The following is a 23,587-nucleotide window of genomic DNA, read 5'->3' as shown; positions in this document are numbered from 1 at the left end:
CGCCCGTCACCCTGGCAGCACCCCGACATCGCCTGTGGTGACCGTGCGTTCCGACCCGTCGTGGCACTTGATGACCAGCGAAGCATCGTCGTCAATGCGCAATGCTCTGCCGATAACGCTTTCTCCGGAGGCAAGGCTGGCTTTCACCTGTCGCCCGATGGTCCAGCTCTCCGTACTCAGCATGTCGTGCGACTGCAGGGCATAGCCCTCGGGATCGTCATAGAATGCGGCGAGTCGATTGTGCAGTTCCACGCTGATCGCCGCAGCGAGCCTGTCTCGTAACTCTTCGTAAGCGGGCAGCGGCGCGTATTCCAACTGCAGGGATGTGGCGAGGTCAATCGGCAGATCGGCCTGGCCCATGAACATGTTGATACCTACGCCGAAGAGGACCGCCGACCATTGTTCGTCGATCGGCACCATCTCGCTGAGGATACCGCCCAACTTACGACCGTTGACGAAAATGTCGTTAGGCCATTTCAACGACAGTTCGGATTCTTCGCGCAAGGCCTGCGCCCCGCACGAGCTCAGGACCTCTCTGATCCCTGCCTGAACGGATAATCCGGCGATCATCGTCAGCCACCCGACGTATTCCCCCTGCACTATTGAGCAGGGAGCGGGCAACACCCAGGACACCATGAAGGATTCACCGGGCTTGTTCGACCAGGGCCGTCCCAAACGTCCGTGGCATTGGGTCTGCACATCGGAAGTCGCCACACTGATCGGCAGGGAATCCTCCGACGGGGTGCTTCCCGCACCCTCCCCGCTCTGGTCGAACAGACCGGCTATCAGCGAGCGGGCATCTCTGCGGTCGCCCAGAGTAAGGGCCCGACGCAGCAGTGAATTGGTCGAATCGACACTGTCCATCACCTTGATCGAAGACACCACCGCCGCCGTCCGGGGTGCCGCAGAGGCCATAACTCGATCTTGATAAGACATAGATTCCAAAGTATCAATTCGAGGAATCGTGAGAAAGCCCACAATATACAAATCAGGTGGGGTCATTTTGTACAATCCCACAAAAGGGCCGTTGCGATGAACTTCTAGGATTGGGGCGATCGCTTGGAAGCACACTTCCAAACGCCCCGACTCACAGAAAGCGTCACGCATGACCACTCACCGTTTCGACAACCGAGATCTCGCCAGAATAGCCGTCTTCACCGCCATTCTCGCAGCCTTCAGCTTCATCCGCATCCCGATTGGACCGGTGCCCATCACGATGCAGAATCTTGCCGTAATGCTCGCCGGCACTGTTCTCGGACCGTGGCTCGGTGCTTTGGCCGTGCTACTCTTCCTGGCTTTGGTACTCGTCGGATTGCCACTGCTGGGAGGCAACGGAGGCTTCGCGGTATTCGTCGGTCCAACCGCCGGATATCTACTCGGTTTTGCGCTCGGAGCACTGATCGTGGGACTCATCGCACATCAGGGGCACCGTCTGACATGGTGGAAGACGGCCCTCGCCTGCGTCTGCGGAGGCATGCTTGTTCCATATCTCTGCGGCATACCGGTCACCGCCGCGGTCCTCGGGCAGAACATCGCCAACACTGCTTGGAGCGCGGCGGCCTTCGTACCCGGTGACATCGTCAAAATCGTTCTGGCCACGGTGATCACAGGAGCGTTGTGGAAGGCGTATCCCTCGGCGTTCCCGGCATCCTTGCGTCGGCGCATCGCCTGAACATATCACCAGCTACGATCATCCCGAGCAAGCGCATACATCAAGGTCTCTGCCTCCGGCATGTTCAGCGCAGGCCGACTACGCTCGGGATAACGTACGCCACCGCCGCAGTATTGCGCAAGTTCAAAGGAGCATGATGAACTCGGCAGAAATCGCGTTCCAAGACGTCAGTTACCGTGTCGACGGCAACAGCATCATCACTGATCTCAGCTGTCGTCTGCAGGTGTCACGACTTGCCGTGCTCGGCACCAATGGCTCCGGAAAATCCAGCTTCCTGAGGCTCATCGACGGTCTGGAACAGGCATCGTCGGGCACCATATCGGTTATGGGCATCAACCCTGCCAAACAGGCCAAGGACCTGCACCGACGCGTAGGCTTCGTGTTCACCAACCCTGACACCCAGATCATCATGCCCACGGTTCGTGAGGATGTCGCCTTTTCCCTGCGCGGCATGAAACTCAGCAAAGAGGCCGGCGAACTCCGAGTCGAGCAGTGTCTGCGCACATTCGGATTGTCGGAACACGCGCAGACGCCGGCGCACAGTCTGTCCGGAGGACAGAAGCAGATGCTCGCCCTGGCTTCGGTGCTGCTGCGAGGCCCTGAACTCGTCATCGCCGATGAGCCGACCACCATGCTCGACCTGCCGAACGCACAACTGATCGGCGACTATCTTATCGACCATCTCGCTCGTCCGGTCATCATCGCCACACACGATCTGGCGCTGGCTTCACGTTGTGATTACGCGGTGCGATTCGCAAACGGCCGACTCGTGGAGGAAGGTCCCGCGCAGGAGGTCATCGAGCACTATCGTCAGGACTGCGCACAGCGGTACCGGCAATTCACCGCCCAGTCCCCCGAGGTCTTCCGATGATTGCCTCGCTCTATCGCCCAGGTGACAGCCCCTTGCACCGATGCCCCGCGCTCTGGAAACTGCTCGTCCTATTCGTCGCCGGGGTAAGTCTGGCCATCCCCTTCGCGCGATGGTGGGTTCTGGGCGCGGTGAGCGTGCTGTGCGTCATCGCATTCATCATCGGCGGATTCGGCATCACGGAATTGTTCAGACAAGCCTGGAATGCGAGATGGATTCTGGCATTCACCATCATCGCGCAGGTTTTTTTCCAATCATGGCAACGGATGAGCGCCAATACCCTGCGAGTGCTCGACGTGGTGCTGCTCGCATCGTTGGTCACTTTGAGCACACCCGTATCCGAGTTGCTCGACGGGATGCTCTCATTGTTACGGCCTCTGAGCCGCCTGGGCGTCAACACCGACGCCATCGCCCTGGTGACCGCCCTGACCTTGAGCGCCATCCCGCTGGTAAGCGCCGATATGCGTGCCGTTCGTGAAGCGCATATCGCCCGCGGCGGGCATGGCGGCGTGATGGCATGGGCCGTCCCGCTGCTGGTCATCAGTCTCAAACAGGCCGATGAACTCGCGGACGCCATGGATGCGAGAGGCATCTGACTCATAGCACTGCGCATTTGGCGTGCACGGGCCACCGAATACGATAACTGCACTAAAAGGACAGCTTTTTCGGGAAATTCCTACCCCAAAGCTGTCCTTTTAGTGCAGTTATCATCTCGCAATCCGCCAGGCTAAGCGCCGGGCAGCCGGTGACCCTGTGAACCCTTTGCTGCAGGCAGTAGAATCGGATGCGATGATCAAGACAGCACGACAGCAATCCGGCAACGCCGAGGTCACAGCAGTCACGAAAGCGGCGACCGAACAGGACCATCTCAACAGACTCCATTCGAGGTCGCTTTCCTTCACGGGAACGCTCCGTTGGGGAATCTGCGTACTGGCTTGCGCATGGATTGCGCTGTGCACGGCCATCGGCCCCATCTATCGCGCCAACGCTTCAATTCTCGACTTCTCCTGGCATAACCTGCTGCTCTTCATCTGCACCTTCGCGGTGTGCTTCGCGGGAATGGTCGTCCTATACCTATGGGCACGCCGTGCCGAGCACAGGCGGCGTGAACGAGAGCACAACGGAAACGAGACGCATCGAGGGCCCCGGAACGCTGCAGCGCCGAGCGAGCGCCGAACGAGCTCAGGACTTCGTCTTCGTATTCAGGCCCTCGAAGTACGCATGAGGAATGTTGCGCACGATCATCCACGGCTCCACAGCTTCGGACAGAATGCCAGTCGTCTCATCATCCGATGCACAGACCGGTGGTGGAAAATCGCCATCATCCTCTGCGTCGGCTGGCTCTGGGCCTATGTGACCCTACTGGTCGCCTTCGGAGCGGATGTGCGCGCACAAGTCAACGAATTCAACCTGTGGTGGGCGAATCTGCATGGCATCGTGCTTCCCTACAAGCAGGGCTTCACGCAGATGGACATCTACCCCACGGCTCACTATCTCTGGCCTGAACAGGCGACGTATCTCACCAATCAGCACAATATCGTGCTCACCATGGTCTACGGCGGCATCGTGGCCGTTTGCCGTGCGCTCAGCGGTTCCGACGACCTCGGTCTGGTAGTCCTTGCAGGAACGCAGTATCTCTTCGCAGCTTTCTGCCTTTCGGTCACGGCACACCGGATACTCACCTTCGGCAAGCCATACCGGCACCAGGGCAACAGCATGAAAGCGCAAGCGGGAGCGCTGCCGCGAATCCTGATTCTGGTCTTTCTGCTGTGTTGCCCGCTTGTGGTGTTCAGCACGATTTCGATCACCAAATCGCCGCTGTTCGCCTTCGCCTTCGTGTGGTGGCTCGGTATCTGGTACCAACTGCTGCGTATGAGGTCTGACCGCATGGAGGACACCAAGGATGAACGACGCCGGGCTGCACATGACTCCGGAGAGGGCCGCAGAACGCCGACCTACCGCATTCCCGGACGTCTGACTCTGGCGATGGCGGTATCCACGGTGGTCATGCTCATCTCCGTGAAGTACGCGCTGTACATCGTCGCCATCCAGTTGCTGGTGTTCCTGATTGCGGATAGAAAACGTTGGAGGTTTTATATCGTCTCCCTTGCCGTGCCGCTCGTGGTGTTTCAAGTGACGATCAACACCCTGGTGGGCACCGGAACCATCATCACCGGGGACCCCATCGAGAGCAAAGGCGTGCAATTGCAGCAGATAGCGCGCGTCGCTCAGCGCAATCCGCAAGGCATTCCCGAGGATGCCCGCAAGGCGCTCGAACCGATACTCGACCTCCAAGCCATGGGACAGGAGTACTTCCCCAACGATGCCGACCGCGTGAAATCCTCAGGGACCATGGGCAAGGTCACCACGTACAAGTGGCGCACGGTGACCGCCCACGATATGAAGGCCTTCAACAAGGCTTGGCTGGAAATCGGTTTGCGCAATCCCGTGCTGTACCTTGATGCCTTCCTCGCCAAATCCTATGGGTATTTCGATGTGACCGATCCACCATATGTGGCGATGAACTACTACGTGAACAACACCTATGTGCAGGATTCGACGGTCTGGATTAAAGGATGGTCGCACGATTGGCGAAACAGCGTCGCGGAACACACCACCGCCTGGGGAAACACGCCCTTCTGGGGCTGGTTCACGCACGGCAATTTCTGGGTGGTTCTCACTCTGGTCATGCTCGGCTCCGAACTGCTTCTGAGACGATGGCGCTCCCTTGCCTACCAGCTGCCACTCCTGCTGCTGATGGGGGTTATGGTTGTGGCCCCTGCGAACAACTTCGAGAGGCATATGCTGCCGATAGCATTCTCCTTCGTGTTCATCGCCATCGCCTTCTGGCAGGAAAGCCACTGTGGAGAACAGCAATGTGGAGAAAAGCAATGTGGAGAACAGCAATGTGGAGAACAGCAATGTGGAGAACAGCAATGTGGAAACAATCGCAGCCGCGACATCCACAGCCCGGAATGCGACCGTCCGGAATGCCGATCTCGAGAACTCAGCGACCGTGACGTGCCCGACGACGATAAGCTGGCATCATGAGCCGTAGCAAATCATCCAAGCCGAAAGAACGGTCCAACGCCGGGACCCTGGCGAAAGTAGCCCATGATGCGGTCGCCCTGTTCAACCCCGAGCTGCGTCGATCCGGAGAAAATTCGGCAGATGCGCATGAAGAACGCGCCAAACACCGCGACACCGGCAACCATAAGTCCGATGGCGAAGGCGGCGGCACCTCCGGCAAAGAGCAATCAACTTCGGCAAGACGGCGAAAACGCCGCAATACCGCTTCGCAACCGGACGAGGACAAGAATCAGGAGACCGTCGAATCACAGCTGGACCATGTTGTGGCTTTGAGCGACACACAGGAAGTCGCCGACCGCATGAGTCTCAAAACTCAGCATGACAGTTCTCCCGAGCTTCCTGAAGGTGTCCAGAAGGCCGTCGACAAGGCCATCCTGCATCTCGATCGCGACCTAGCCTGGCACAGCAATCTGAGCACACAGGACAAGGAACTGCTGAACCTCATCATCGAAACGGCTGTATCCGATTTCCTGGCTTGGATGAAGGAATTCAGGAAAAGCACCGATTCTTCCACCGGGCCGCGCCCGTCGACGGACCATATCTTCTTCGTCGCCCCTTTGGAATTCACCAAAGCGATTAGTCTGAAGCAGGCTCTTGAAGTCACCCGTCTCATAGTCGATATTCTGGAGCGCAATATATCCGGCTTCAGCGAACCCGAGGATGAGCAGGAAATACGCAACGGCATGCTCTACTACGCCCGCGAAGTGGCCTTCTCCGCGGCATCCGTGTATGCCACCTCCGCCGAGGCACGCGGCGATTGGGACACTCGCATCGAGACTCTCACCATCGAGGACCTCATCGACAACGTCACCGACCATCATGTCACCTCGCGCATGGGCATGCTCGGCTGGACGAATGATTATCGTTGCTTCGCGGTCGTAGGAAAGCTCGCGGACGGCAGAGAGCTGGAATCCGGTCTGGTCCAGCGTCGCATACGTGGAACCATCCGTGCGCAAGGTGGAGAATGCCTGCTGTCGAACCATGACGGCCTTCTTGTAGTGCTGGTCGATCCGCGGGACAAGGGCACCGCCGAGGAATTCCTCGAACCCCTGATGAGATACTTCGACGAGGGACCGTTGTGCCTGGGCCCCTTGCGTCATCAGGTCTCGGGCGCAGCCGAGAGCATCCGTGCCGCCTTGATGACCTACCAGACCGCTCCGGCGATGACAGGGCTGAATGAGTCCACGGGTATACCTCGGCCTCTGCGCGCCGACGACGTCCTTCCCGAACGTGCGTTGTTCGGGGACGCTATCGCGAGACAGGAACTCTACACTTCCGTCTACGCGAGCCTCCGTGGCGAAGATGCGAGCAATCCCCTGCTGAAAACCCTGAGCACCTTCCTGCTGTCAGGGAGCTCGTTGGAAATCACCGCACGGGAACTCAACGTCCATCCCAATACGGTGCGGTACCGGTTGAAGCGCTCTGTCGAAATCACCGGTTGGGACCCGATGAATCCACGGGAAGCCTATGTGCTGCTCACCGCAGTGAAAATCGGGCTCATCGAGGATTCCCGGAGCTGAGCGACGATGCACTCGCAAAGAGCCCTCCTAATACGATAACTGCACTAAAAGGACAGCTTTCCCGAGAAATTATTGCCCAATTGCTGTCCTTTTAGTGCAGTTATCTATTTCGACGTGGTGTTGCGCACAGTTAGTACAAGGGTCCAGACTGCCGGGAACGCAGGAGGGCCCGGACGGTAAACCGTCCGGGCCCTCGCATTTGCAGCGTTTCGGTATTAGCCGAGAATCGAAGGATCGAGAGGAACTCCCGGTCCCATCGTCGAGGTGATGGTCGCCTTGGTGATGTAGCGGCCCTTCACCGTGCTGGGCTTCAGACGCTTGACTTCATCGGCAACGGCCTTGAAGTTCTCGTCCAGAGCGCTCTCCTCGAAGGAGAGCTTGCCGATGAGGAAGCTCAAGTTGCCGTGCTTGTCCACGCGGAACTCGATCTTTCCACCCTTGATTTCGGTTACGGCCTTCGCGACATCCATCGTGACGGTTCCGGTCTTCGGGTTCGGCATCAGACCACGGGGTCCGAGCACACGGCCCAGACGACCGACCTTGCCCATCATGTCGGGTGTTGCCACCACGGCATCGAAATCGGTGTAGCCGTCGGCCACCTTGGCGATCAGATCGTCATCTCCGACCTCGTCGGCGCCTGCTTCGAGAGCTGCGGTCGCCTGAGGACCACGAGCGAAGACCACCACGCGGGCGGTTTTGCCGGTTCCGTGAGGAAGGTTGACGGTACCACGTACCAGCTGGTCGGCCTTGCGAGGATCGACATTAAGGCGGTACACGGCCTCTACGGTCTCGTCGAAGCCACGCTTCGGCAGACCCTTGAGCAGTGCGATTGCCTCATTCGCTGTGTACAGGTTGTTGCGATCGACCTTCTCGGCCGCCTCGCGATATTTCTTGGAACGCTTTGCCATCTGCTTCTCCTATTCAGCAGTCGCGGTGCGGGCAAGCGTTTGCCCTTCCGCTCATTACGAATAAATTCAGTCGGTTACGGTGATTCCCATCGAGCGGGCTGAGCCCTCGATGATCTTCATTCCGGCTTCAACGTCGCGTGCAGACAAATCAGGCATCTTGATCTCTGCGATCTCCCTGACCTGCGCCTTGGTGACGGATCCGACCTTGGTGGTCAAAGGATTGCCAGCGCCCTTGGAAACACCTGCAGCCTTGCGAAGCAAATCCGCTGCCGGAGGGGTCTTCAGGATGAAGGTGAAGCTGCGATCTTCGAAAACGGTGATCTCAACAGGCACGACCTGGCCCATCTTGTCCTTCGTGGCATCGTTGTATGCCTTGCAGAAGTCCATGATGTTTACGCCATGCGAACCCAAAGCAGGACCCAGTGGCGGGGCCGGATTGGCCTTGCCTGCCTGAATCTCGAGCTTGATCAGCGCTGAGACTTTCTTCTTAGGAGCCATATTCTGGTTCTTCTTTCTGTGAAGCGGTGCGAACGGAAGCGCTGCTTCCTCCCGCAACTGATAGTTCTTCTGTAACCGCGAAACATCCGCTGGTCACAAGCTTTCTTATTGTGCCAAAGGCACCGGACAACATACCCAGTGCCGCACACTTACACACCTTATGCGCATGCTGTGTCAACGCTTGCGAAAGGAGGATGTACAAAGGTACATCAACTGCGACAAGCGGCAGACAACCCACCGCCGAAGATGCACACTTAAACGCCTTCCGCGCGTGCGGTGTCAACGCAAGCCAAAGGAAGGTGTACAAAGGTACATCGACTGCGGCATGCGGCAGACAACGCACCGCGGAAGGTGTTTAAGAGAGTTTTTCGACCTGCTCGAAGCTAAGCTCCACCGGCGTATCGCGTCCGAAGATGGATACGAGGACGGTGATCTTCTGAGTGGATGCCTCGACGTCGGAGACGACGGCAGGCATGGTGGCGAATGGGCCATCGATAACGGTGACCTGATCGCCGATGGCGAAGGAAACCTCGACCTGACGCTTCTTGGCCGCAGCAGGCTTGTCTCCGGCTTCTTTGAGAGCCTCGGAGGCAATCATAGGAGCCATCATGTTCACGACTTCTTTGCGGCTGAGCGGTGCCGGCTCTTGGGATGGGCCCACGAATCCGGTGACGGCTTCGGTCTCACGAACGATACGACGAGCATCCTCGTCAGGCCACATACGAATGAGGACGTATCCGGGAATCCGCACGCGTGTGACAATCTTCTTGCCTTTGTCGGTGTGCTTCTCGACCTCTTCCATAGGAATCTCAACCTGGAAGATCTTGTCTTCAAGACCGAATGAGGACACGCGGGACTCGACATTGGCTTTCACGCGCTTTTCGTAGCCTGAATAGGTGTGGAGAACGTACCACTTGCCCTCCAGCGTGCGCAACTGCTTCGAGAAGGCCTTGACTGCGAGTTCTCCGGCGTCCTGAGCCTCATCATCTTCAACGTCGTCGGAAGCGTCTGCATCAGAGCCATCGGACTTCACATCGGTTGCGGGTTGTGTTTCGTCGGCGACGGCGGCATCCGCAACATCGCTGTCTGCAGTGCTCTCGGACTGTGCATCCGAAATGACGTCCTCATCCAAATCACCCGACTCGGTGCCTTCAACCTCACCAAGCGCGTTCTGGTCCGGCGTCGGTTCTACAGGCGTATCGAGCCCTGCCTCAACCTGTGCGGCATCGTTGAGTTCTTCGTCGGCGATTGGCGTAGCATCGCCTGCAACTGCGTCTTCCACAGCCGAAGTATCTTCAACATTCTGATCATCAGTCATTATCTAAATCCCTTTGCACAAATCGCATATCACCCGAACAGCCACAGCACAAGTTTGCCAAGTCCGAAGTCCATGGCCGTAACGAACAGCATCAGCAGCACCACGAAGATGAACACGGCGACCGACCAGAGCAGGAGCTCCTTGCGGGTCGGGGTGACCACCTTGCGCAACTCGTCAATTATCTGCTTGATGAACAGACCGATGCGCATAAAGAAGTTCGGCTTGAGTGACTTTTCATCGGACCCAGTTGCCTTCGCCATATCTGTCCTTTGCTTGCTGGTGGCCAATCCATTGGCAGGGAAGGCGGGACTCGAACCCACAACCTACGGTTTTGGAGACCGTTGCGCTACCAATTGCGCCACTTCCCTAGGAGAACTTTGCCCATCGTACTCGCATCTCACGAAAACGGTCTCACGAAGCTGGGCAAAACCGCCAAGTGAACAGTCTAGCGTGGCTGAGTGAATTCGTCCACTCAGCCTCATATACGAGTGTTCAGCCTCATACTCGGCAGACGCTCAACAGACACTCAACAGACACTCCAAGCTCCTGGCCCGGCAATCTCCCCGTCAGGCGGTGACCCACTCATGCATGCGCCGCATGCCCTCTGCCAAATCGGCGTCGGCAAGCGCGTAGGAAAAACGCAGATATCCCGGAGCGCCGAAGGCCTCACCGGGCACAGCGGCGATATGCGCCTCGTCAAGCAGCAGGGCAGCCAATTCGGCGGAGCTCGCCGCGATGCTCCCTTTGGGCCCCAAAGCCCTGTTCAACAGCGCCTCGACGTTGGGGAAGGCATAGAACGCCCCCTGCGGCGTGGGACAGGACACGCCGGGGATGGCGTTCAACGCAGTCGTAATCGCTTTACGCCTCACGTCGAACGCCTCTCGCATATGACCGACCTCGTCCAAGGGACCGGCAACCGCGCAGAGAGCCGCCCGTTGGGAAACATTCGAAACATTCGACGTCATATGCCCCTGCAACTTGGACGCGGCTTTGGCCACGTCAACAGGAGCGACCATCCAGCCGACCCTCCAACCCGTCATCGCATAGGTTTTGGCAACGCCGTTCAGCACAATCAGCTGGTCCCTCAATTCGGGAAGCAATTCGCCCACATACGAGGTTCGCACCCCGTCATAGGTCAGATGCTCATAGATTTCATCGGAAATCACCCAAAGATGATTGTCGAGCGCCCACTTCCCGACCTCACGTACCAGTTCCTCGTCCCATACCGCGCCAGTGGGGTTCGAGGGGGAATTGAGAATAATCGCCTTTGTTCGGGGAGTGCGGGCAGCTTCAAGTTGCTCCACCGTAGGGATGAAGCCCTGCTCGTGGCCGGAGAATACCTCTACCGGATTTCCACCGGCGAGCTTCACCACTTCGGGGTAACTGGTCCAGAAGGGTGCGGGGATGATGACCTCATCGCCTTCATCGAGCAGAATCTGAAAGACCTCATACACGGCTTGTTTGCCGCCATTGGTCACGACGACCTGATTCGCATCCACCTGATAGGAGGAATCGCGCAGGGTTTTGGCGGCAATCGCTTCGCGGAGCTCCGGCAATCCGGCCGTAGGCGTGTAGCGGTGATTTTTGGGGTCACGGCAGGCAGTGGCGGCGGTGTCCACGATGTTCTGCGGGGTGGGAAAATTCGGTTCTCCGGCTCCGAAACCGATGACGTCAACACCCGCAGCCTTCATAGCCTTGGCTTTGGAATCGACAGCCAGGGTTGCGCTTGGGGAGACGATATTGATGCGGTCACTTAGGGTTTGCCATGATGCCATGCTCATGGCTTACACTCTAACGCTTGCATACGAAAAGGTGACGCGCCGTTCAGCACACGCAACAGGTCATACCAGCACCAAATCATCGCGGTGGACCAGAGGATGCGCATACTCGTTGCCGAACTCCTTGCGCAGACGCGAACTGTTCGCGCCCAGCATCGGCGGTATCTCTTCGGAGTCGAATCCCGCCAGACCTTTGGCCAGATGTGCACCCTGCTCGTTGCTGATCCACACGGGATCACCTGCCGAGAATTCGCCGTCGACACCTACGACGCCTGCAGCCAGCAGACTCGCGCGGCCCGTCTGAATGGCCTTGGCCGCCCCCTCGTCGACAATGAGGTCGCCCCTCGGCGAAGCTGCGAAGGCAATCCACAGGCGTCTGGACGAACCACGACGCTTCACCGGTGCGAAGACCGTGCCCACGGGGTCGCCCAGCATCGCCGGACCGGCGTTTTCGGCGCATGTCAGCACGGCAGGAATGCCCGAGGCCGTGGCCACGTGAACGGCTTCGAGTTTGGTGACCATCCCGCCGGTACCCACATGCGAGCCGGAACCGGCGACCTCGATGTCATCAAGGACACCCAGCACATCCGGAACGTAGGAGATGCGTGTAGCTCCGGGATGCGATGGCGGGGCGGTGTACAGCCCATCAACATCGGTGAGGAGCACCAATGCGTCGGCACGAACGATATTGGCCACCAGAGCAGACAGCCGATCATTGTCTCCGAAGCGTATCTCATTGCTCGCAAGAGCATCGTTTTCGTTGACTATCGGCACCACCGACAGATCGAGCAGACGTTCCAGGGTTCGCTGCGCGTTGCGGTACTGAGTGGCTCTGATGGTGTCCTGGGCGGTGATGAGTATCTGCCCCACGCGTATCCCGAAACGTCCGAAGGCAGACTCGTAATGGGCCATAAGCAGGCCCTGACCCACGGAGGCGGCAGCCTGCTGGGTTGCCACATCAGTGGGCCGCGCGGGGAATCCCAGGGGGCCGAAGCCTGCGGCGATGGCACCCGAAGACACCAAGACCACTCGGGCCCCCAGCATCGACATCTGGGCCAGAGCGCCGGTGAGCTTCGTCAGACGCTGCACGTCGAGATGCCCGGTAGCGGACGTCAGAGAGCTGGAACCGACTTTGACCACGATTGTGCGCGCCTGCGCGATGCGTGAGCGTATCTGCTGTTGCGATGGGGTCGCCATATGACCCGTTCCCTTCCCTGAATGATGCCGACACGGGTATTGCCGCTTGTGCTGACAAAGGTCGAGGCATTACCGCCTCTCAATATCAGTCTTCGCTGTCGCCCTGCGCGGATTGCTGGTCGGAATCCGTGGTGCTGGAATCCGCAGTGCCGGCGGCGCCCTTGATGCCGAAATGTTTGCCTTCAGGGTCGTCCTTGACTGCGGGATCGGCCCAATGACCGGCCTTCCGCTCAGCCATCATCGCGTCCCTGACCGCCTGGCGGGCGTCCATCATTTCGTGGTATTGCTCTCGGCGCTCGGTGTTGCTGCGTCTGCGGGCGTACCCGTCCTGGTCCATCAGGCGCAGGTCCTTGCCGCGTGAAACCATCGGCTCACCGTCCAGCATCTCCGCACCGGCGATGATGGTGGGGTCCCAATCGAATTCGACCGAGTTCTTGCCCTGGCCAATATGTACTTCATCCCCGGGATGAGCCCCTGCGCGACGCAGAGCATCCTCGACACCCAGCTTTGCGAGTCGGTCACCGAGATAACCGACCGCCTCATCGTTATCGAAGTTCGTTTGCATGACCCAACGTTCTGGCTTGGTGCCGGTGACGACGAACCAATGGTTGCCGTTCCGGTCCTGTTCGCGCTTGATGGAGAATTCCGAAGCGAATCCGGTCTCGTCGTTTCTACGGCGTGGACGACCCGTTTCAAGAGGACGTATGACCACACGCTCCTGCTCCTGGTCACGCTCCTGCTCGGCGAGCTTCTCACGCAACTTGGAGACAAGCTCGGAGAGTGCGAAACGCAGCTCTTTGAGACCCTCATGGGATGCGGTCGACACTTCGAATACGCGCAGGCCCATGGCTTCGAATTCCGGACGAACGAATTCCGCGAGTTCCTTCGCTTCGGGCACATCGCATTTGTTCAACACCACGATGCGCGGTCTGTCGGCGATGGGGATGACTCCCAGCGGGAGATCCAAGGCATCCGCATAGGCTGACAGCTCGTTCTCCAAGGCGTGGTAGTCGGCTATCGGGTCGCGGTCCGGTTCAAGAGTGGCGCAATCAATGACATGCGCGATGATCTCGGTGCGCTCGATATGCCTGAGGAACTCGAGTCCCAGACCCTTGCCCTGTGACGCTCCGGGAATCAGCCCCGGCACATCCGCTATGGTGAAACGCTGGTCTCCTGCTTCGACGACGCCAAGGTTCGGCACCAAAGTAGTGAAGGGATAGTCGGCTATCTTCGGCTTCGCCGAGCTCATCGCGGCGATAAGGCTTGACTTGCCTGCGCTGGGGAATCCCACCAACGCCACATCGGCGATGGATTTGAGTTCAAGCAGAATATCCCGTTCTTCGCCGGGTTCACCGAGCAGGGCGAAGCCGGGTGCTCTTCGGGTGCGATTGGCCAGAGACCTGTTCCCCAGACCTCCGTTGCCGCCGTGAGCCGCGATGAACTGCTCTCCTGGGTGACGCAGGTCGGCGAGCGGTTTCGCCGTCTTGGCTTTCCTGCCGTCCTTCACGTCCCCGGCATCGAATACGACCGTTCCGATCGGCACGGGCAGCAGCACGTCCTCGCCTTTGCTGCCGTCCTTGTCTCCCCCGAGACCCATCGTGCCGGAATCCGCGGAACGGTGCGGCAGGAATCGATAGTCCAGAAGACTCGTGGCATTCGAGTCGGCGACGAAGATCACCGACCCGCCGTCACCACCGTTGCCACCGTCGGGACCTGCCAGCGGCTTGTATTTCTCGCGTCTGATCGAAGATGCGCCGTTACCGCCGTCACCACCGCGAACATGGACCGTAACCCGGTCTACAAATGCACTCATACTTATGTACCTTACTGAAATATTTGTTGCGGTCAGCGGAATCTCTGCAGTTTCACACACTGAATGTTCCATCCGCACCTTGCGCGCGGCAGACTGGGCTCGGGGAAGCTCCTCGAGCCTATTACGAAGTATCTTGGGTTAAAAACAAACAAGCCGCGTCCTCAGAGGGCGCGGCTTGCCAAAGCTACAACTGTGGTTCAGGCGGAAACGACATCCACAACCTTGCGGTCGCGGCGAACGCCGAACTGCACGTTGCCATCAGCCAAAGCGAACAGTGTATGGTCCTTGCCGATGCCGACATTCTGACCAGGATGGAAGTTGGTGCCGCGCTGACGCACGATGATGTTGCCAGCGATGACAGACTCGCCGCCGAACTTCTTCACACCGAGGTACTGTGCATTTGAATCGCGCCCGTTACGTGATGCGGACGCTCCCTTCTTATGTGCCATGTCTGTTCCTTTCCGGAAAGTCTTGTATCAGGCGATCGCAGTGATCTTGACGACCGTCAGCTTCTGACGATGGCCCTGCTTGCGAGCGACGCCAGTCTTGTTCTTGAATTTTTGGATGCGGATCTTGGGGCCTTTGGCCTCGTCGTCGACAACCTCGGCCTTGACCGAAATCTTGGCGAGATCCTTCGCGGCAACCGTCACCTTGGCACCGTCAACGACCAGCGCGACCGGGAATTCGACGGTCTCACCGTTCTTGCTGTCAAGACGATTGACGCTGATAACGTCTCCGACCTCGACCTTTTCCTGATGGCCACCGGCCTTCACAATCGCGTACATAGCCCTACCTTGCCTGTGTTCTTAAAGCTGCTTGTTGGTCTAGCATCCTGACATGACGAAAGGCATGGCTAGACACCGACTATCCAACATACACGCTCCCATGGATTTCCGTCAAGTCCATGTTCCGTCAAGTCCATACGCCTGAAACACCAGGACCGTTCCGTACAGCGCTGAAATGCCATACAATTGAATAGCTTTCTCTTGGAAACGAAGGAAGGCTCCAAGCCGCCGGGGGTATTCCCCCGGCAATCTCTTTGTCTGCGAGGAAGCAGCATGTCCGAGCTGAGCATCATGTGTGACGAGTCAGGCGAATGGGGCAAGCTCTCGGAGTATTATCTCATCACTCTGGTGTTTCATGACCAATCCGATGACTTGGGAACCCATATAGCGAAGTATGAAGCTCACCTTGGCAACGCGGGTCTGCCGGATATTCCCTTTCACGCGGGGCCCCTGCTCAACGGGCACGGTGACTACGAGGGCATGCAGATGCGGGAACGCAAGCGCCTGTTGGTGGCGTTTCTTACGCTGGTGAGGAACATGCCCTTCACCTATGTCACCTTCGCCCACAAGAAAAGCGAGTTCGATGACAACAGACAACGTTTCGAGGCGCAACTGAAACGTGATCTCGCCGACTATCTGCTCTCCCATCTCGAACGTTTCCAAACCTACGGAACCGTCAAAGTGTATTACGACAACGGGCAGCAGGTCGTCACCGACGCGTTGAAAAGCTCCATCAGTTACGCGTTGTCGAAAGAGGCAATCGTCTACCGCGAGACTTGTGTCAGGGATTATCGTCTGGAGCAGTCGGCCGACCTGTTGTGCACATTGGAACTGACTGCCTTAAAATACGCTGCCAACACACAGACCGCCACGGACCTCAAAATCTTCGGCAATGCAAGAGCATTCAAAATGAACTATCTCAAAGCAGTCAGGAAGAAACTGCGCAGCTGACCGGGCACGGTTTCGAGCGGACGTACTTCGCCGGAGGTTTCGTCGTGAATACGATGGTCACAGATAGCATTCACGCGGATAACTGCACTAAAAGGACAGCTTTCCGGAGAATTTTTTACCATATTGCTGTCCTTTTAGTGCAGTTATCTGCGGTTCAGTCGGCATCCTCCGATGACGACTGAGCCGCCACACCGTCAACAGACAGGTACAGCGTGCCTGACTGAGGTGTGGTGAGCGACCCCACGGGCGCGAAGGCTGCGGTTCAGTCGGCATCCTCCGATGACGACTGAGCCACCACACCGTCAACAGACAGGCACGGTGTGCCTGACTGAGGTGTGGTGAGCGCCCCCACGGGCGCGAAGGCTGCGGTTCAGTCGGCATCCTCCGATGACGACTGAGCCGCAGCAGCAATCTTTGCCAGCTTGGCCTTGACGTCAGGGGACGAACCCTTGGGGGCCGCGCTGTCCTTGGGCTGCGCATGGTGCTTGGGAGTCGACTTGATGAAGGGGTCTCCACCCTTCACCGCATACGGGTCGTCAGACGACGCGGAAATGGTCGGCTCGTCATGGAGAATGAAGCCACGTCCCTTGCAGGTCGGGCACTCCTCGGAGAAGGCCTCCACAAGCCCCTGGCCGACGCGTTTGCGTGTCATCTGCACCAAACCGAGGGAGGTCACTTCGGCGACCTGATGCTTGGTCCGGTCTCGTGCAAGGCATTCGACCAGGCGTCGCAGCACGAGGTCACGGTTGGCCTGCATCACCATGTCCACGTAATCAATCATGACCATGCCGCCGATATCTCTGAGCCTGAGCTGTCGGGCGATTTCCTCGGAGGCTTCGAGGTTGCAGCGCGTAACCGTTTCCTCAAGGGACTTGCCTTTGCCGATGAAGCGTCCTGTGTTGACGTCGATGGTGGTCATGGCTTCGGTACGGTCGATGACCAGCGAGCCTCCGCTGGGCAGATACACCTGACGTTCCATGCCTTTACGCAACTGTCCGTCAATCTGCCAACGGTCGAATACATCTGCTCCCTCATGGTCCGCCGGGTCCCACTTGGTGAGTTTCTCGCGCAAGTCGGGAGCCATCGAATCGAGATATTCGCTGATTCGTTCGTAGACCTTGTCGCCTTCGACGATGAGTTCGTTGAAGTCATCGTTGAAAATATCGCGCACGACGCGGATGGCCACATCCGGTTCTCCCTTGAGGAGTTTCGGCTTCTTATGGTTCTTCGCCGAGTCGCGCTTGCTTTCGACGCTTTCCCACTGCCTCACCAGGTTTTCGAGGTCTTTGGTGATGGCTTCCTCGCTGGCGTGATCGGCAGCCGTACGGATGATGACACCCATATCCTTGGGCGCGATCTTGGTGACGATGCCCTTGAGGCGTGAACGTTCATGCTCGGACAGCTTGCGGCTGACGCCGGTCATGCCTCCCGAGGGGACCAACACGAGGAAGCGGCCTGCGAGCGTCACCTGTGAAGTCAGGCGTGCGCCCTTATGCCCGATGGGGTCTTTGGTGACCTGCACGAGCACAGGGTCACCGGATTTGAACGCCAGTTCGATGCGGCGAGGCTGTCCGTCAAGACGTGCGCTGTCCCAGTTGACCTCACCGGCGTACAGCACGCCGTTGCGGGCCTGCCCGATGTCCACGAAGGCGGCTTCCATGCTCGGCAGGACGTTCTGCACGCGACCGAGATAGATGTTGCCTACCGTGGCCACTTCCTGGATGTCCGAGACGTAATGTTCCACCAGTATGTTGTCTTCGACAACCGAAATCTGGGTGTGCTGTTCCTTTTCGCGCACCACCATGGCCCGGTCGACGTTCTCGCGGCGTGCTAGGAAATCCTGTTCTATGAGCTGCGTCTGCCGTGAACGGTCGCGACGGTTGTCCCGACGGCGCTGACGTTTTGCTTCGAGACGGGTGGACCCTTCGATGTTGGTGATTTCATCGATGTACTGCTGCTTGCGCGAGCGTTTCGAACCGCTCTGCTCCGAGCTTTCCTCTTCCGACGCCTTCACGCTGCCGCGGCGGCGACGACGGCGACGTGTGACGGTGGAATCATTGTCATCGTCATCCGTGTCTCTGCTGTACGAGCGGTGTTTTCTGCCATCGCCTTGTTCTTCATCCTGCTCGGACTCAGAGTGCCGAGCATGACGTGTGGTGTTTTCTTCAGCTTCGGAGGAACGTGTACGCGAACGTCTGGATCGTTTGGCCGCACGGGTGTCGTCATCGATGGGGTCGTATGGTATCTCGTCGTATTCGAGGTCGTCCTCAATCTGCCCGACCTCGGCTGCGGCACGACGTTCCTGTGCGTTCATTCTGCGAGAACGGCGTGAATGCCCGGAATGCTCCTCGTCCCTGTTGTCGTCCTCGTCGGTGTTCTCCGTCGAGTCGTAGTCGCGGGCATCGGCTGAATCGTGGATGCTCTTGCCTCCACGTTCGATGATTTCGATCGTGGTTTCATGACGCCGGTGATTCCTGCCTCGTTTGGCGTTACCCCTTCGTGAAGCGCTAGGGCTTTCCTCAGTGTCGTCGCTGTCGCTGTGGTCAGTGTCGACTGGGTGGCTGGATGCGGCAGGCAGAACGGGTTCTTGGAACAGCGGGGAGATCATCGGCTTGCTGTGCGAAGCCTTATGGTCGGTCTGCTTGTCTGCGGAGTGTGCGGTGTCGACTTGCAGGAATTTGATGGCATCGACAGCCTTGGCGGCCCGCTGACTGCGGTCCTGCGGGTCTTCGGTCTGCTGCTCGTGGGCGCGGCCACGGCCACGACGCCTGCCACGGGACTCTTCATCTTCGACGACGGGCTCTTCAAATTCCACGATATCGGCGCGTGCCCGGCTCTTCGAAGACGACGCCTGCCGTCCTGATGTCGGATTCTGTGCGCTTTTTCCTCGTCTGGATGAGCTTCTGCCCGTGGCATCGATACGACCGGGCTCATCATCCTTGCTCTCCGACGCTGCTGATGGAGCATCGGTTTTACGCCCGGCATCGCTATCCGCGTTTACCTGTGATGAGGTCTTTCGACGGCTCCTACGACGCTTCGGCTCTGACGCATGAGCTTCTGCCTGCCCCTCACTATGACGGTCGTTTCCGTCGGCCTGGCTGCCTTGCTGCGTCGCGTCGGAATTCTCCGCGTGTTCGGCCTTCGGATGCGGCGCACCTTCGACCTTAACGGGCACGGCGGCTCCTGCAGCCCCGGCCACACGCACCACGCGTCGTCCTGTTCTGCGTCGTTTGCTTCCTGTTGCCGCCGAATTCGTGGAGTCTGCAGCAGCGTTCGAATTCGCTTCATTCACGGATTCGTTGCCTGCTGAATCGGCATTCATATTGTTGGCGTCAGCGTTGCCGAGGCCGTTGTTCTGTTCCTTGGGCACAATGCTCCTTGCGGCACGCTGCAACGTACCGTCATCCTGGCCTTCGATACATTCTCACACCACGCTCTCACCGTGGCCGCATCTCTGCGCTGCATCATCAGGCTACAAAAAAGTCATCTAAGGCGAAAGCGGACACCATCGTTTGCAAACGCTCATTGCGGCTGTTGCAAGGGGATCGACGCCATCGCTAGTGGTGGCTTTGCAGTTCCACCGCTATCTAGTATCGCACACTCCTAGGCGATACATGTAATACGCCAGACCCACGCGACCACATTCACCCGCATATCGCTGATACGGTGCCGTAGTTGCGCACGCGACACGTTTCTGCGAATGAGTAGAACTGTGCATATGAGCACGCGAAGCACTCTGATTTGCTGGCTTTGTGTGCTGCTTTGCACAGTTTCACCCGTGAGTTCCAGATAACTGCACTAAAAGGACAGCAATTCGGCAATAATTCACCGGAAAAGCTGTCCTTTTAGTGCAGTTATCTCTTTGCGCCGCGTCCGGAACGGTTCATATGAGGATGTTGGCGGTGGCTTCGGCCCGGTGGGACAGGTAGTACGGGCGTACCGCGAACACCAGGAACACGCCGCCGATAATCAGCAGGAGCAGGATGCCGACGCCACCCGTGTACGGCAGGTTCGTCAGACTCTTCGACGGGTCGGCCACCGTCACGCTGCGCCCATCCTGAGACACATACGCGAGGTTCGTGCCACCGGTGCGATACGAGGCCACCGTCACCTCGCTGGCATCCGCATTCCACACCGGCACCACCTCCACCATGAAATCGGACACCGTGAAGTAGCCCGACGGGGCCTGGGTCTCCCTGAAGGAGAGTTCACGGGCCTCCACACCCAGCAACGTGAGCATGCCATCCGTATGCGTCACCACCTCGGTACCGCCCGAGGCATCCAAGCGATACACGCCAGCAGACACCTTCGTGAACTTGAGCGCCTGCCCGCCACGACTCACCTCGAACTTCGCGCCGCCAAGAGCTGTCGAGGTGTCGTCCTTGTCCACCTTCACCAGGTCCACTTTGAACGCATACGCGTTCGCCGACGCGGTCCTCGACTCCGTATCACCGTCGCTCGTGGAACGCGTCAGCGTCACAGTGTTCTCATTCGGGTCCAACCCGCCACCACCGGGAGCGGAAAACGACGCGCCCGTGTTCAGCACCGCCGCATAGCGGATGCGCATCAGGGAACCCACAGGAATCGTGGCCATGTTCGCCACATGACCACCCGAATCCTCAGCGAACACGGCCTTCAACCCGTTTACAGTCAATATCTGACCAGACACACCGATAGACAACCCACTCGTATTCGTCACATCGGTGTCCGGCGACGGCACATCCACCAACACTTTCACCCCGGACGCGGCAGGCAACGTCAACCCGGGTGCAGCCGTGTCCTCGACCTTGAACTCATACGCGTCATACGTGACACCAGACAACCCACTCAAATCAGGCACCCGCAACGCAATCTCAAACTCCACCTCTGAGCCCACATCGAAACCATCCAACCCCGCATCATTCACCACACGCTTGGACACATCCGTGACGCTCGTCTTCAACACGGCCTGACCCAATCGAGGCTTGCCCTTCACACCCGCGTCAGCGAAATCCACCATCCCGTCCTCGACCACATCCTCCAACGCCTCGTTGAACACCTTCGACCCCACGATAATCGGCAGAGAACCACCAGACGACTGCGTCGAATCCACGATCAGATACAAGCCCGGACCAGACACCGTAAGCGTCTCCGTCCTCAGCGTCGAGAACGTGCCAGCAGGCAGACTCCCCGCAGAAGCACCCAAACCCCCGGTATCCTTCGCCAACTCCTGGGCGAACACCTGCAAACTCCCCGCATACGGGCTAAACGCCGAAGTCACATCATCCGACAACGGGTCAGTCGGATACCCAAGCCACCGAGACGCCACCCAACCAACAGGATTATCCGCATCCACATCACCACCACCAGCAGACTCGGCAGTATCCTTCAACACCGTGCCTAAGCCAGACGGCGTATTCAACATCACACTCTTGAGCGCACCAGTCTGGTCGAACACCTCATCCCTGTACTCACCGATTCTGTACGCCGTCAACGCACCATCAGACCGACCCGTCAACTCGATACCATAGGAAGGAATCGTGAACGTCAGCGATGTCATCTGCGGCTCGGTAGCCCTGTTCGACCAACCAGTATCCGCGCTCCCGTTCTCCTGACCCCACCAATACACGTCATACGCCTTACCAGACACCACACCCGGCAGCTCGGACACGTCTACCACACCAGAAGCCGACAACCCGGACGCCACAACCTTCGTAGGTTCAGCAGGATCAACAAGTTTGAACCCGAAACCATCCTGCAAGCCATGCGAACCAGACAACGTCAACCTGCTCTTCACCGCCACGGCCGATGCATTACTCAAGGAACCAGCTGCACCATCCACAAACGTCAACCGCAACGAATCTGACGAGGACAGAACCTGGGTTTGATTCATACCGTTCGCTGACAACAACAGATTATCCAAACGCACTCGCACAGCAGGACGCAATCCGTTCTCAGATTCATTCGTCGCCCCGCCGTCTGGATGTCCCGTCCGCTCCACATCAAATACAAAATATCCCACAATCATCGTGTAATTAGCGGTTCGTAGCCAATACCCTTCAGTTTCATTTGCGCAATTCTCTGATGGACACGACAAATTCGGGTCGCTTTGATGATCATTCCCGGTCGTGTGGTCGAGATATTTAGCCAAATCACCACTAGATAGAGGGAATGCCGAGTATTGAAAATTCGAATCACTCAAGATTGGGGCGGTGGCGTTAAGACATCCATCAGCCGGGGACTCCGTGCAAACACCCTCAATCGGTGCCGTACGCAACTGTGACACCTCGATAGGGGAATAATTGTAATCGACGATATCTGTTTTTGTCCCATAGCCATCTATGCTGTTATTCGCTGTCGAGGTAATAGCAAGTTGTGATTGATACGACGAACCAATACCTGCCCAATCAAAAACGTTGCATGAGGGTCCAGAATTATTGGTACAACCCCAAGTCGAACTAAAATATCTAGGAATTTCGAACTGTACGCCAGGAGTCACTACATCCTCCGCGAACAACAAAACTTCATCCGCAGCAACCGATGTCGTCCCACTTGCTGCATATGATCCTTGTGCAACCGTACTGAAATCGGCCATGACACTGGCAATACCTGTGTTCCCGCCGTATCCCAAAGTCTTATATCCGCCAGACACCTCAGCACCTGCGTAAGTGCCAGAAGTTCCTTGTTTACCAAACTCTATACGGCGCGTATTCGCCCAACCGTTTGAAGCGACGGGTGTCGCACCAGCCGACAAGGTGCTGAAATATCCATCAGGCCCCAGCTCAAGCGAATCAGCCTCTGCCTGCTCTGCCGGCAATGCCACCATCACCCCCGTAAGCAGCATGAGGATGGAAAGCGCGAATGCAATACCAGCAAGAACACCCCGACGTGACTCGCTCCCCCGGGATACTGAAAAGAAAGCAACAAACGCATACAACCGACCCATGAGAGCACCACCACCGAAGCGAAAACAGCACCCCCCCCCCCGCGACCGTTCTTAACCCAGCGGAACGCCTGGAATCAGCGAAAGGAACATGCGACGAACATGATGAACAATATAGTACAGCATGTTCGTATTTACTCCCGAAGCTGATGCTGGCCTCACATCACCGGCGGCGAAACCTCAGTTCCCACGGTCATCTCCACAGTCACTGCTCACATCCAGTCGTCACAGTCAGCTCTCACCCTCAGTTCTCGCGGCTGAGCCACT

General features: G+C 58.1%; 18 protein-coding genes and 1 tRNA gene. 6 read left to right on the top strand and 13 right to left on the bottom strand.

Annotated elements, in window-relative coordinates; translation table 11 throughout:
- Positions 1-6: 6 nt before the first annotated feature.
- Positions 7-936, bottom strand: a complete 930-nt coding sequence (locus DB51_RS02330; protein WP_162174608.1) for a biotin--[acetyl-CoA-carboxylase] ligase — start codon at positions 934-936, stop codon at positions 7-9.
- Between the two features lie 169 nt (positions 937-1,105).
- Here DB51_RS02330 and DB51_RS02325 point away from each other — a divergent pair, with 169 nt between their 5' ends.
- From DB51_RS02325 to DB51_RS02305, 5 genes are all read left to right on the top strand, one after another.
- The gene (locus DB51_RS02325) at positions 1,106-1,672 is read left to right on the top strand and encodes a biotin transporter BioY (RefSeq protein ID WP_034251405.1); all 567 of its coding nucleotides are present in this window, start codon (positions 1,106-1,108) and stop codon (positions 1,670-1,672) included.
- Between the two features lie 133 nt (positions 1,673-1,805).
- Positions 1,806-2,543: an energy-coupling factor ABC transporter ATP-binding protein gene (locus tag DB51_RS02320; RefSeq protein WP_238548282.1), complete on the top strand. Its 738-nt coding sequence runs from the start codon at positions 1,806-1,808 to the stop codon at positions 2,541-2,543.
- A complete protein-coding gene (locus tag DB51_RS02315) occupies positions 2,540-3,136 on the top strand; it encodes an energy-coupling factor transporter transmembrane component T family protein (RefSeq protein WP_238548281.1) in 597 nt (198 codons plus the stop codon). The genes DB51_RS02320 and DB51_RS02315 overlap by 4 nt, the downstream gene beginning before the upstream one ends.
- A 193-nt stretch (positions 3,137-3,329) precedes the next feature.
- Positions 3,330-5,591, top strand: a complete 2,262-nt coding sequence (locus DB51_RS02310; RefSeq protein WP_051867198.1) for a DUF6020 family protein — start codon at positions 3,330-3,332, stop codon at positions 5,589-5,591.
- On the top strand, positions 5,588-7,150 hold the full coding sequence (locus tag DB51_RS02305) for a PucR family transcriptional regulator (RefSeq protein WP_034251403.1): 1,563 nt from the start codon (positions 5,588-5,590) through the stop codon (positions 7,148-7,150). The genes DB51_RS02310 and DB51_RS02305 overlap by 4 nt, the downstream gene beginning before the upstream one ends.
- 215 nt (positions 7,151-7,365) lie before the next feature.
- Here the strand turns inward: DB51_RS02305 and rplA are convergent, their stop codons facing one another.
- The 10 genes from rplA to rplU form a co-directional block, all read right to left on the bottom strand.
- Positions 7,366-8,058, bottom strand: a complete 693-nt coding sequence (gene rplA, locus DB51_RS02300) for a 50S ribosomal protein L1 (RefSeq protein WP_034251401.1) — start codon at positions 8,056-8,058, stop codon at positions 7,366-7,368.
- 66 nt (positions 8,059-8,124) lie between these two features.
- The gene (gene rplK / locus DB51_RS02295) at positions 8,125-8,556 is read right to left on the bottom strand and encodes a 50S ribosomal protein L11 (RefSeq protein ID WP_034251398.1); all 432 of its coding nucleotides are present in this window, start codon (positions 8,554-8,556) and stop codon (positions 8,125-8,127) included.
- Positions 8,557-8,911: 355 nt separating this feature from the next.
- Positions 8,912-9,874, bottom strand: a complete 963-nt coding sequence (gene nusG, locus DB51_RS02290) for a transcription termination/antitermination protein NusG (protein ID WP_034251395.1) — start codon at positions 9,872-9,874, stop codon at positions 8,912-8,914.
- Positions 9,875-9,903: 29 nt separating this feature from the next.
- Positions 9,904-10,134 (bottom strand): preprotein translocase subunit SecE, encoded by a 231-nt coding sequence (secE, locus tag DB51_RS02285; RefSeq protein WP_034251392.1) that lies wholly within the window; start codon positions 10,132-10,134, stop codon positions 9,904-9,906.
- A gap of 32 nt (positions 10,135-10,166) precedes the next feature.
- A tRNA-Trp gene (locus tag DB51_RS02280) sits at positions 10,167-10,242 on the bottom strand.
- Positions 10,243-10,440: 198 nt separating this feature from the next.
- Complete coding sequence (locus tag DB51_RS02275; RefSeq protein WP_034253400.1) at positions 10,441-11,649, bottom strand: pyridoxal phosphate-dependent aminotransferase; 1,209 nt, start codon at positions 11,647-11,649, stop codon at positions 10,441-10,443.
- Between the two features lie 66 nt (positions 11,650-11,715).
- Positions 11,716-12,849, bottom strand: coding sequence for a glutamate 5-kinase (gene proB / locus DB51_RS02270; RefSeq protein ID WP_034251389.1), 1,134 nt, complete (start codon positions 12,847-12,849; stop codon positions 11,716-11,718).
- 85 nt (positions 12,850-12,934) lie between these two features.
- Positions 12,935-14,662 (bottom strand): GTPase ObgE, encoded by a 1,728-nt coding sequence (obgE, locus tag DB51_RS02265; protein WP_034251386.1) that lies wholly within the window; start codon positions 14,660-14,662, stop codon positions 12,935-12,937.
- 197 nt (positions 14,663-14,859) lie between these two features.
- Positions 14,860-15,111 carry a 50S ribosomal protein L27 gene (gene rpmA, locus DB51_RS02260; RefSeq protein ID WP_034251383.1) on the bottom strand — a complete coding sequence of 84 codons (252 nt, stop codon included), beginning with the start codon at positions 15,109-15,111 and terminating at the stop codon, positions 14,860-14,862.
- A gap of 27 nt (positions 15,112-15,138) precedes the next feature.
- Positions 15,139-15,447, bottom strand: a complete 309-nt coding sequence (rplU, locus tag DB51_RS02255; RefSeq protein WP_034251380.1) for a 50S ribosomal protein L21 — start codon at positions 15,445-15,447, stop codon at positions 15,139-15,141.
- A gap of 273 nt (positions 15,448-15,720) precedes the next feature.
- Between rplU and DB51_RS02250 the strand changes: the two genes are divergently transcribed.
- A complete protein-coding gene (locus DB51_RS02250) occupies positions 15,721-16,398 on the top strand; it encodes a hypothetical protein (RefSeq protein WP_034251376.1) in 678 nt (225 codons plus the stop codon).
- Between the two features lie 370 nt (positions 16,399-16,768).
- On the opposite strand, the gene DB51_RS02245 is transcribed toward DB51_RS02250, so the two are convergent.
- Positions 16,769-19,768, bottom strand: a complete 3,000-nt coding sequence (locus DB51_RS02245; RefSeq protein ID WP_432762345.1) for an Rne/Rng family ribonuclease — start codon at positions 19,766-19,768, stop codon at positions 16,769-16,771.
- 513 nt (positions 19,769-20,281) lie between these two features.
- Positions 20,282-22,285: an isopeptide-forming domain-containing fimbrial protein gene (locus tag DB51_RS02240; protein WP_162174607.1), complete on the bottom strand. Its 2,004-nt coding sequence runs from the start codon at positions 22,283-22,285 to the stop codon at positions 20,282-20,284.
- Positions 22,286-23,587 lie beyond the last annotated feature (1,302 nt).

This window comes from Bifidobacterium crudilactis (assembly GCF_000738005.1).
GTDB classification, from domain to species: domain Bacteria; phylum Actinomycetota; class Actinomycetes; order Actinomycetales; family Bifidobacteriaceae; genus Bombiscardovia; species Bombiscardovia crudilactis.
Note: the sequence above shows the minus strand (reverse complement) of the source record. Positions and strands in the feature narration are given on the sequence as shown.

Bases quoted from the DNA above. Each gene is read 5' to 3' on its own strand.
- rpmA (WP_034251383.1), bottom strand. From the start codon at position 15,111: ATGGCACATAAGAAGGGAGCGTCCGCATCACGTAACGGGCGCGATTCA.
- proB (WP_034251389.1), bottom strand. From the start codon at position 12,849: ATGGCGACCCCATCGCAACAGCAGATACGCTCACGCATCGCGCAGGCG.
- rplU (WP_034251380.1), bottom strand. From the start codon at position 15,447: ATGTACGCGATTGTGAAGGCCGGTGGCCATCAGGAAAAGGTCGAGGTC.
- DB51_RS02315 (WP_238548281.1), top strand. From the start codon at position 2,540: ATGATTGCCTCGCTCTATCGCCCAGGTGACAGCCCCTTGCACCGATGC.
- DB51_RS02305 (WP_034251403.1), top strand. From the start codon at position 5,588: ATGAGCCGTAGCAAATCATCCAAGCCGAAAGAACGGTCCAACGCCGGG.
- DB51_RS02320 (WP_238548282.1), top strand. From the start codon at position 1,806: ATGATGAACTCGGCAGAAATCGCGTTCCAAGACGTCAGTTACCGTGTC.
- rplA (WP_034251401.1), bottom strand. From the start codon at position 8,058: ATGGCAAAGCGTTCCAAGAAATATCGCGAGGCGGCCGAGAAGGTCGAT.
- DB51_RS02310 (WP_051867198.1), top strand. From the start codon at position 3,330: ATGATCAAGACAGCACGACAGCAATCCGGCAACGCCGAGGTCACAGCA.
- DB51_RS02275 (WP_034253400.1), bottom strand. From the start codon at position 11,649: ATGGCATCATGGCAAACCCTAAGTGACCGCATCAATATCGTCTCCCCA.
- DB51_RS02250 (WP_034251376.1), top strand. From the start codon at position 15,721: ATGTCCGAGCTGAGCATCATGTGTGACGAGTCAGGCGAATGGGGCAAG.
- secE (WP_034251392.1), bottom strand. From the start codon at position 10,134: ATGGCGAAGGCAACTGGGTCCGATGAAAAGTCACTCAAGCCGAACTTC.
- obgE (WP_034251386.1), bottom strand. From the start codon at position 14,662: ATGAGTGCATTTGTAGACCGGGTTACGGTCCATGTTCGCGGTGGTGAC.
- DB51_RS02330 (WP_162174608.1), bottom strand. From the start codon at position 936: ATGTCTTATCAAGATCGAGTTATGGCCTCTGCGGCACCCCGGACGGCG.
- DB51_RS02325 (WP_034251405.1), top strand. From the start codon at position 1,106: ATGACCACTCACCGTTTCGACAACCGAGATCTCGCCAGAATAGCCGTC.
- nusG (WP_034251395.1), bottom strand. From the start codon at position 9,874: ATGACTGATGATCAGAATGTTGAAGATACTTCGGCTGTGGAAGACGCA.
- rplK (WP_034251398.1), bottom strand. From the start codon at position 8,556: ATGGCTCCTAAGAAGAAAGTCTCAGCGCTGATCAAGCTCGAGATTCAG.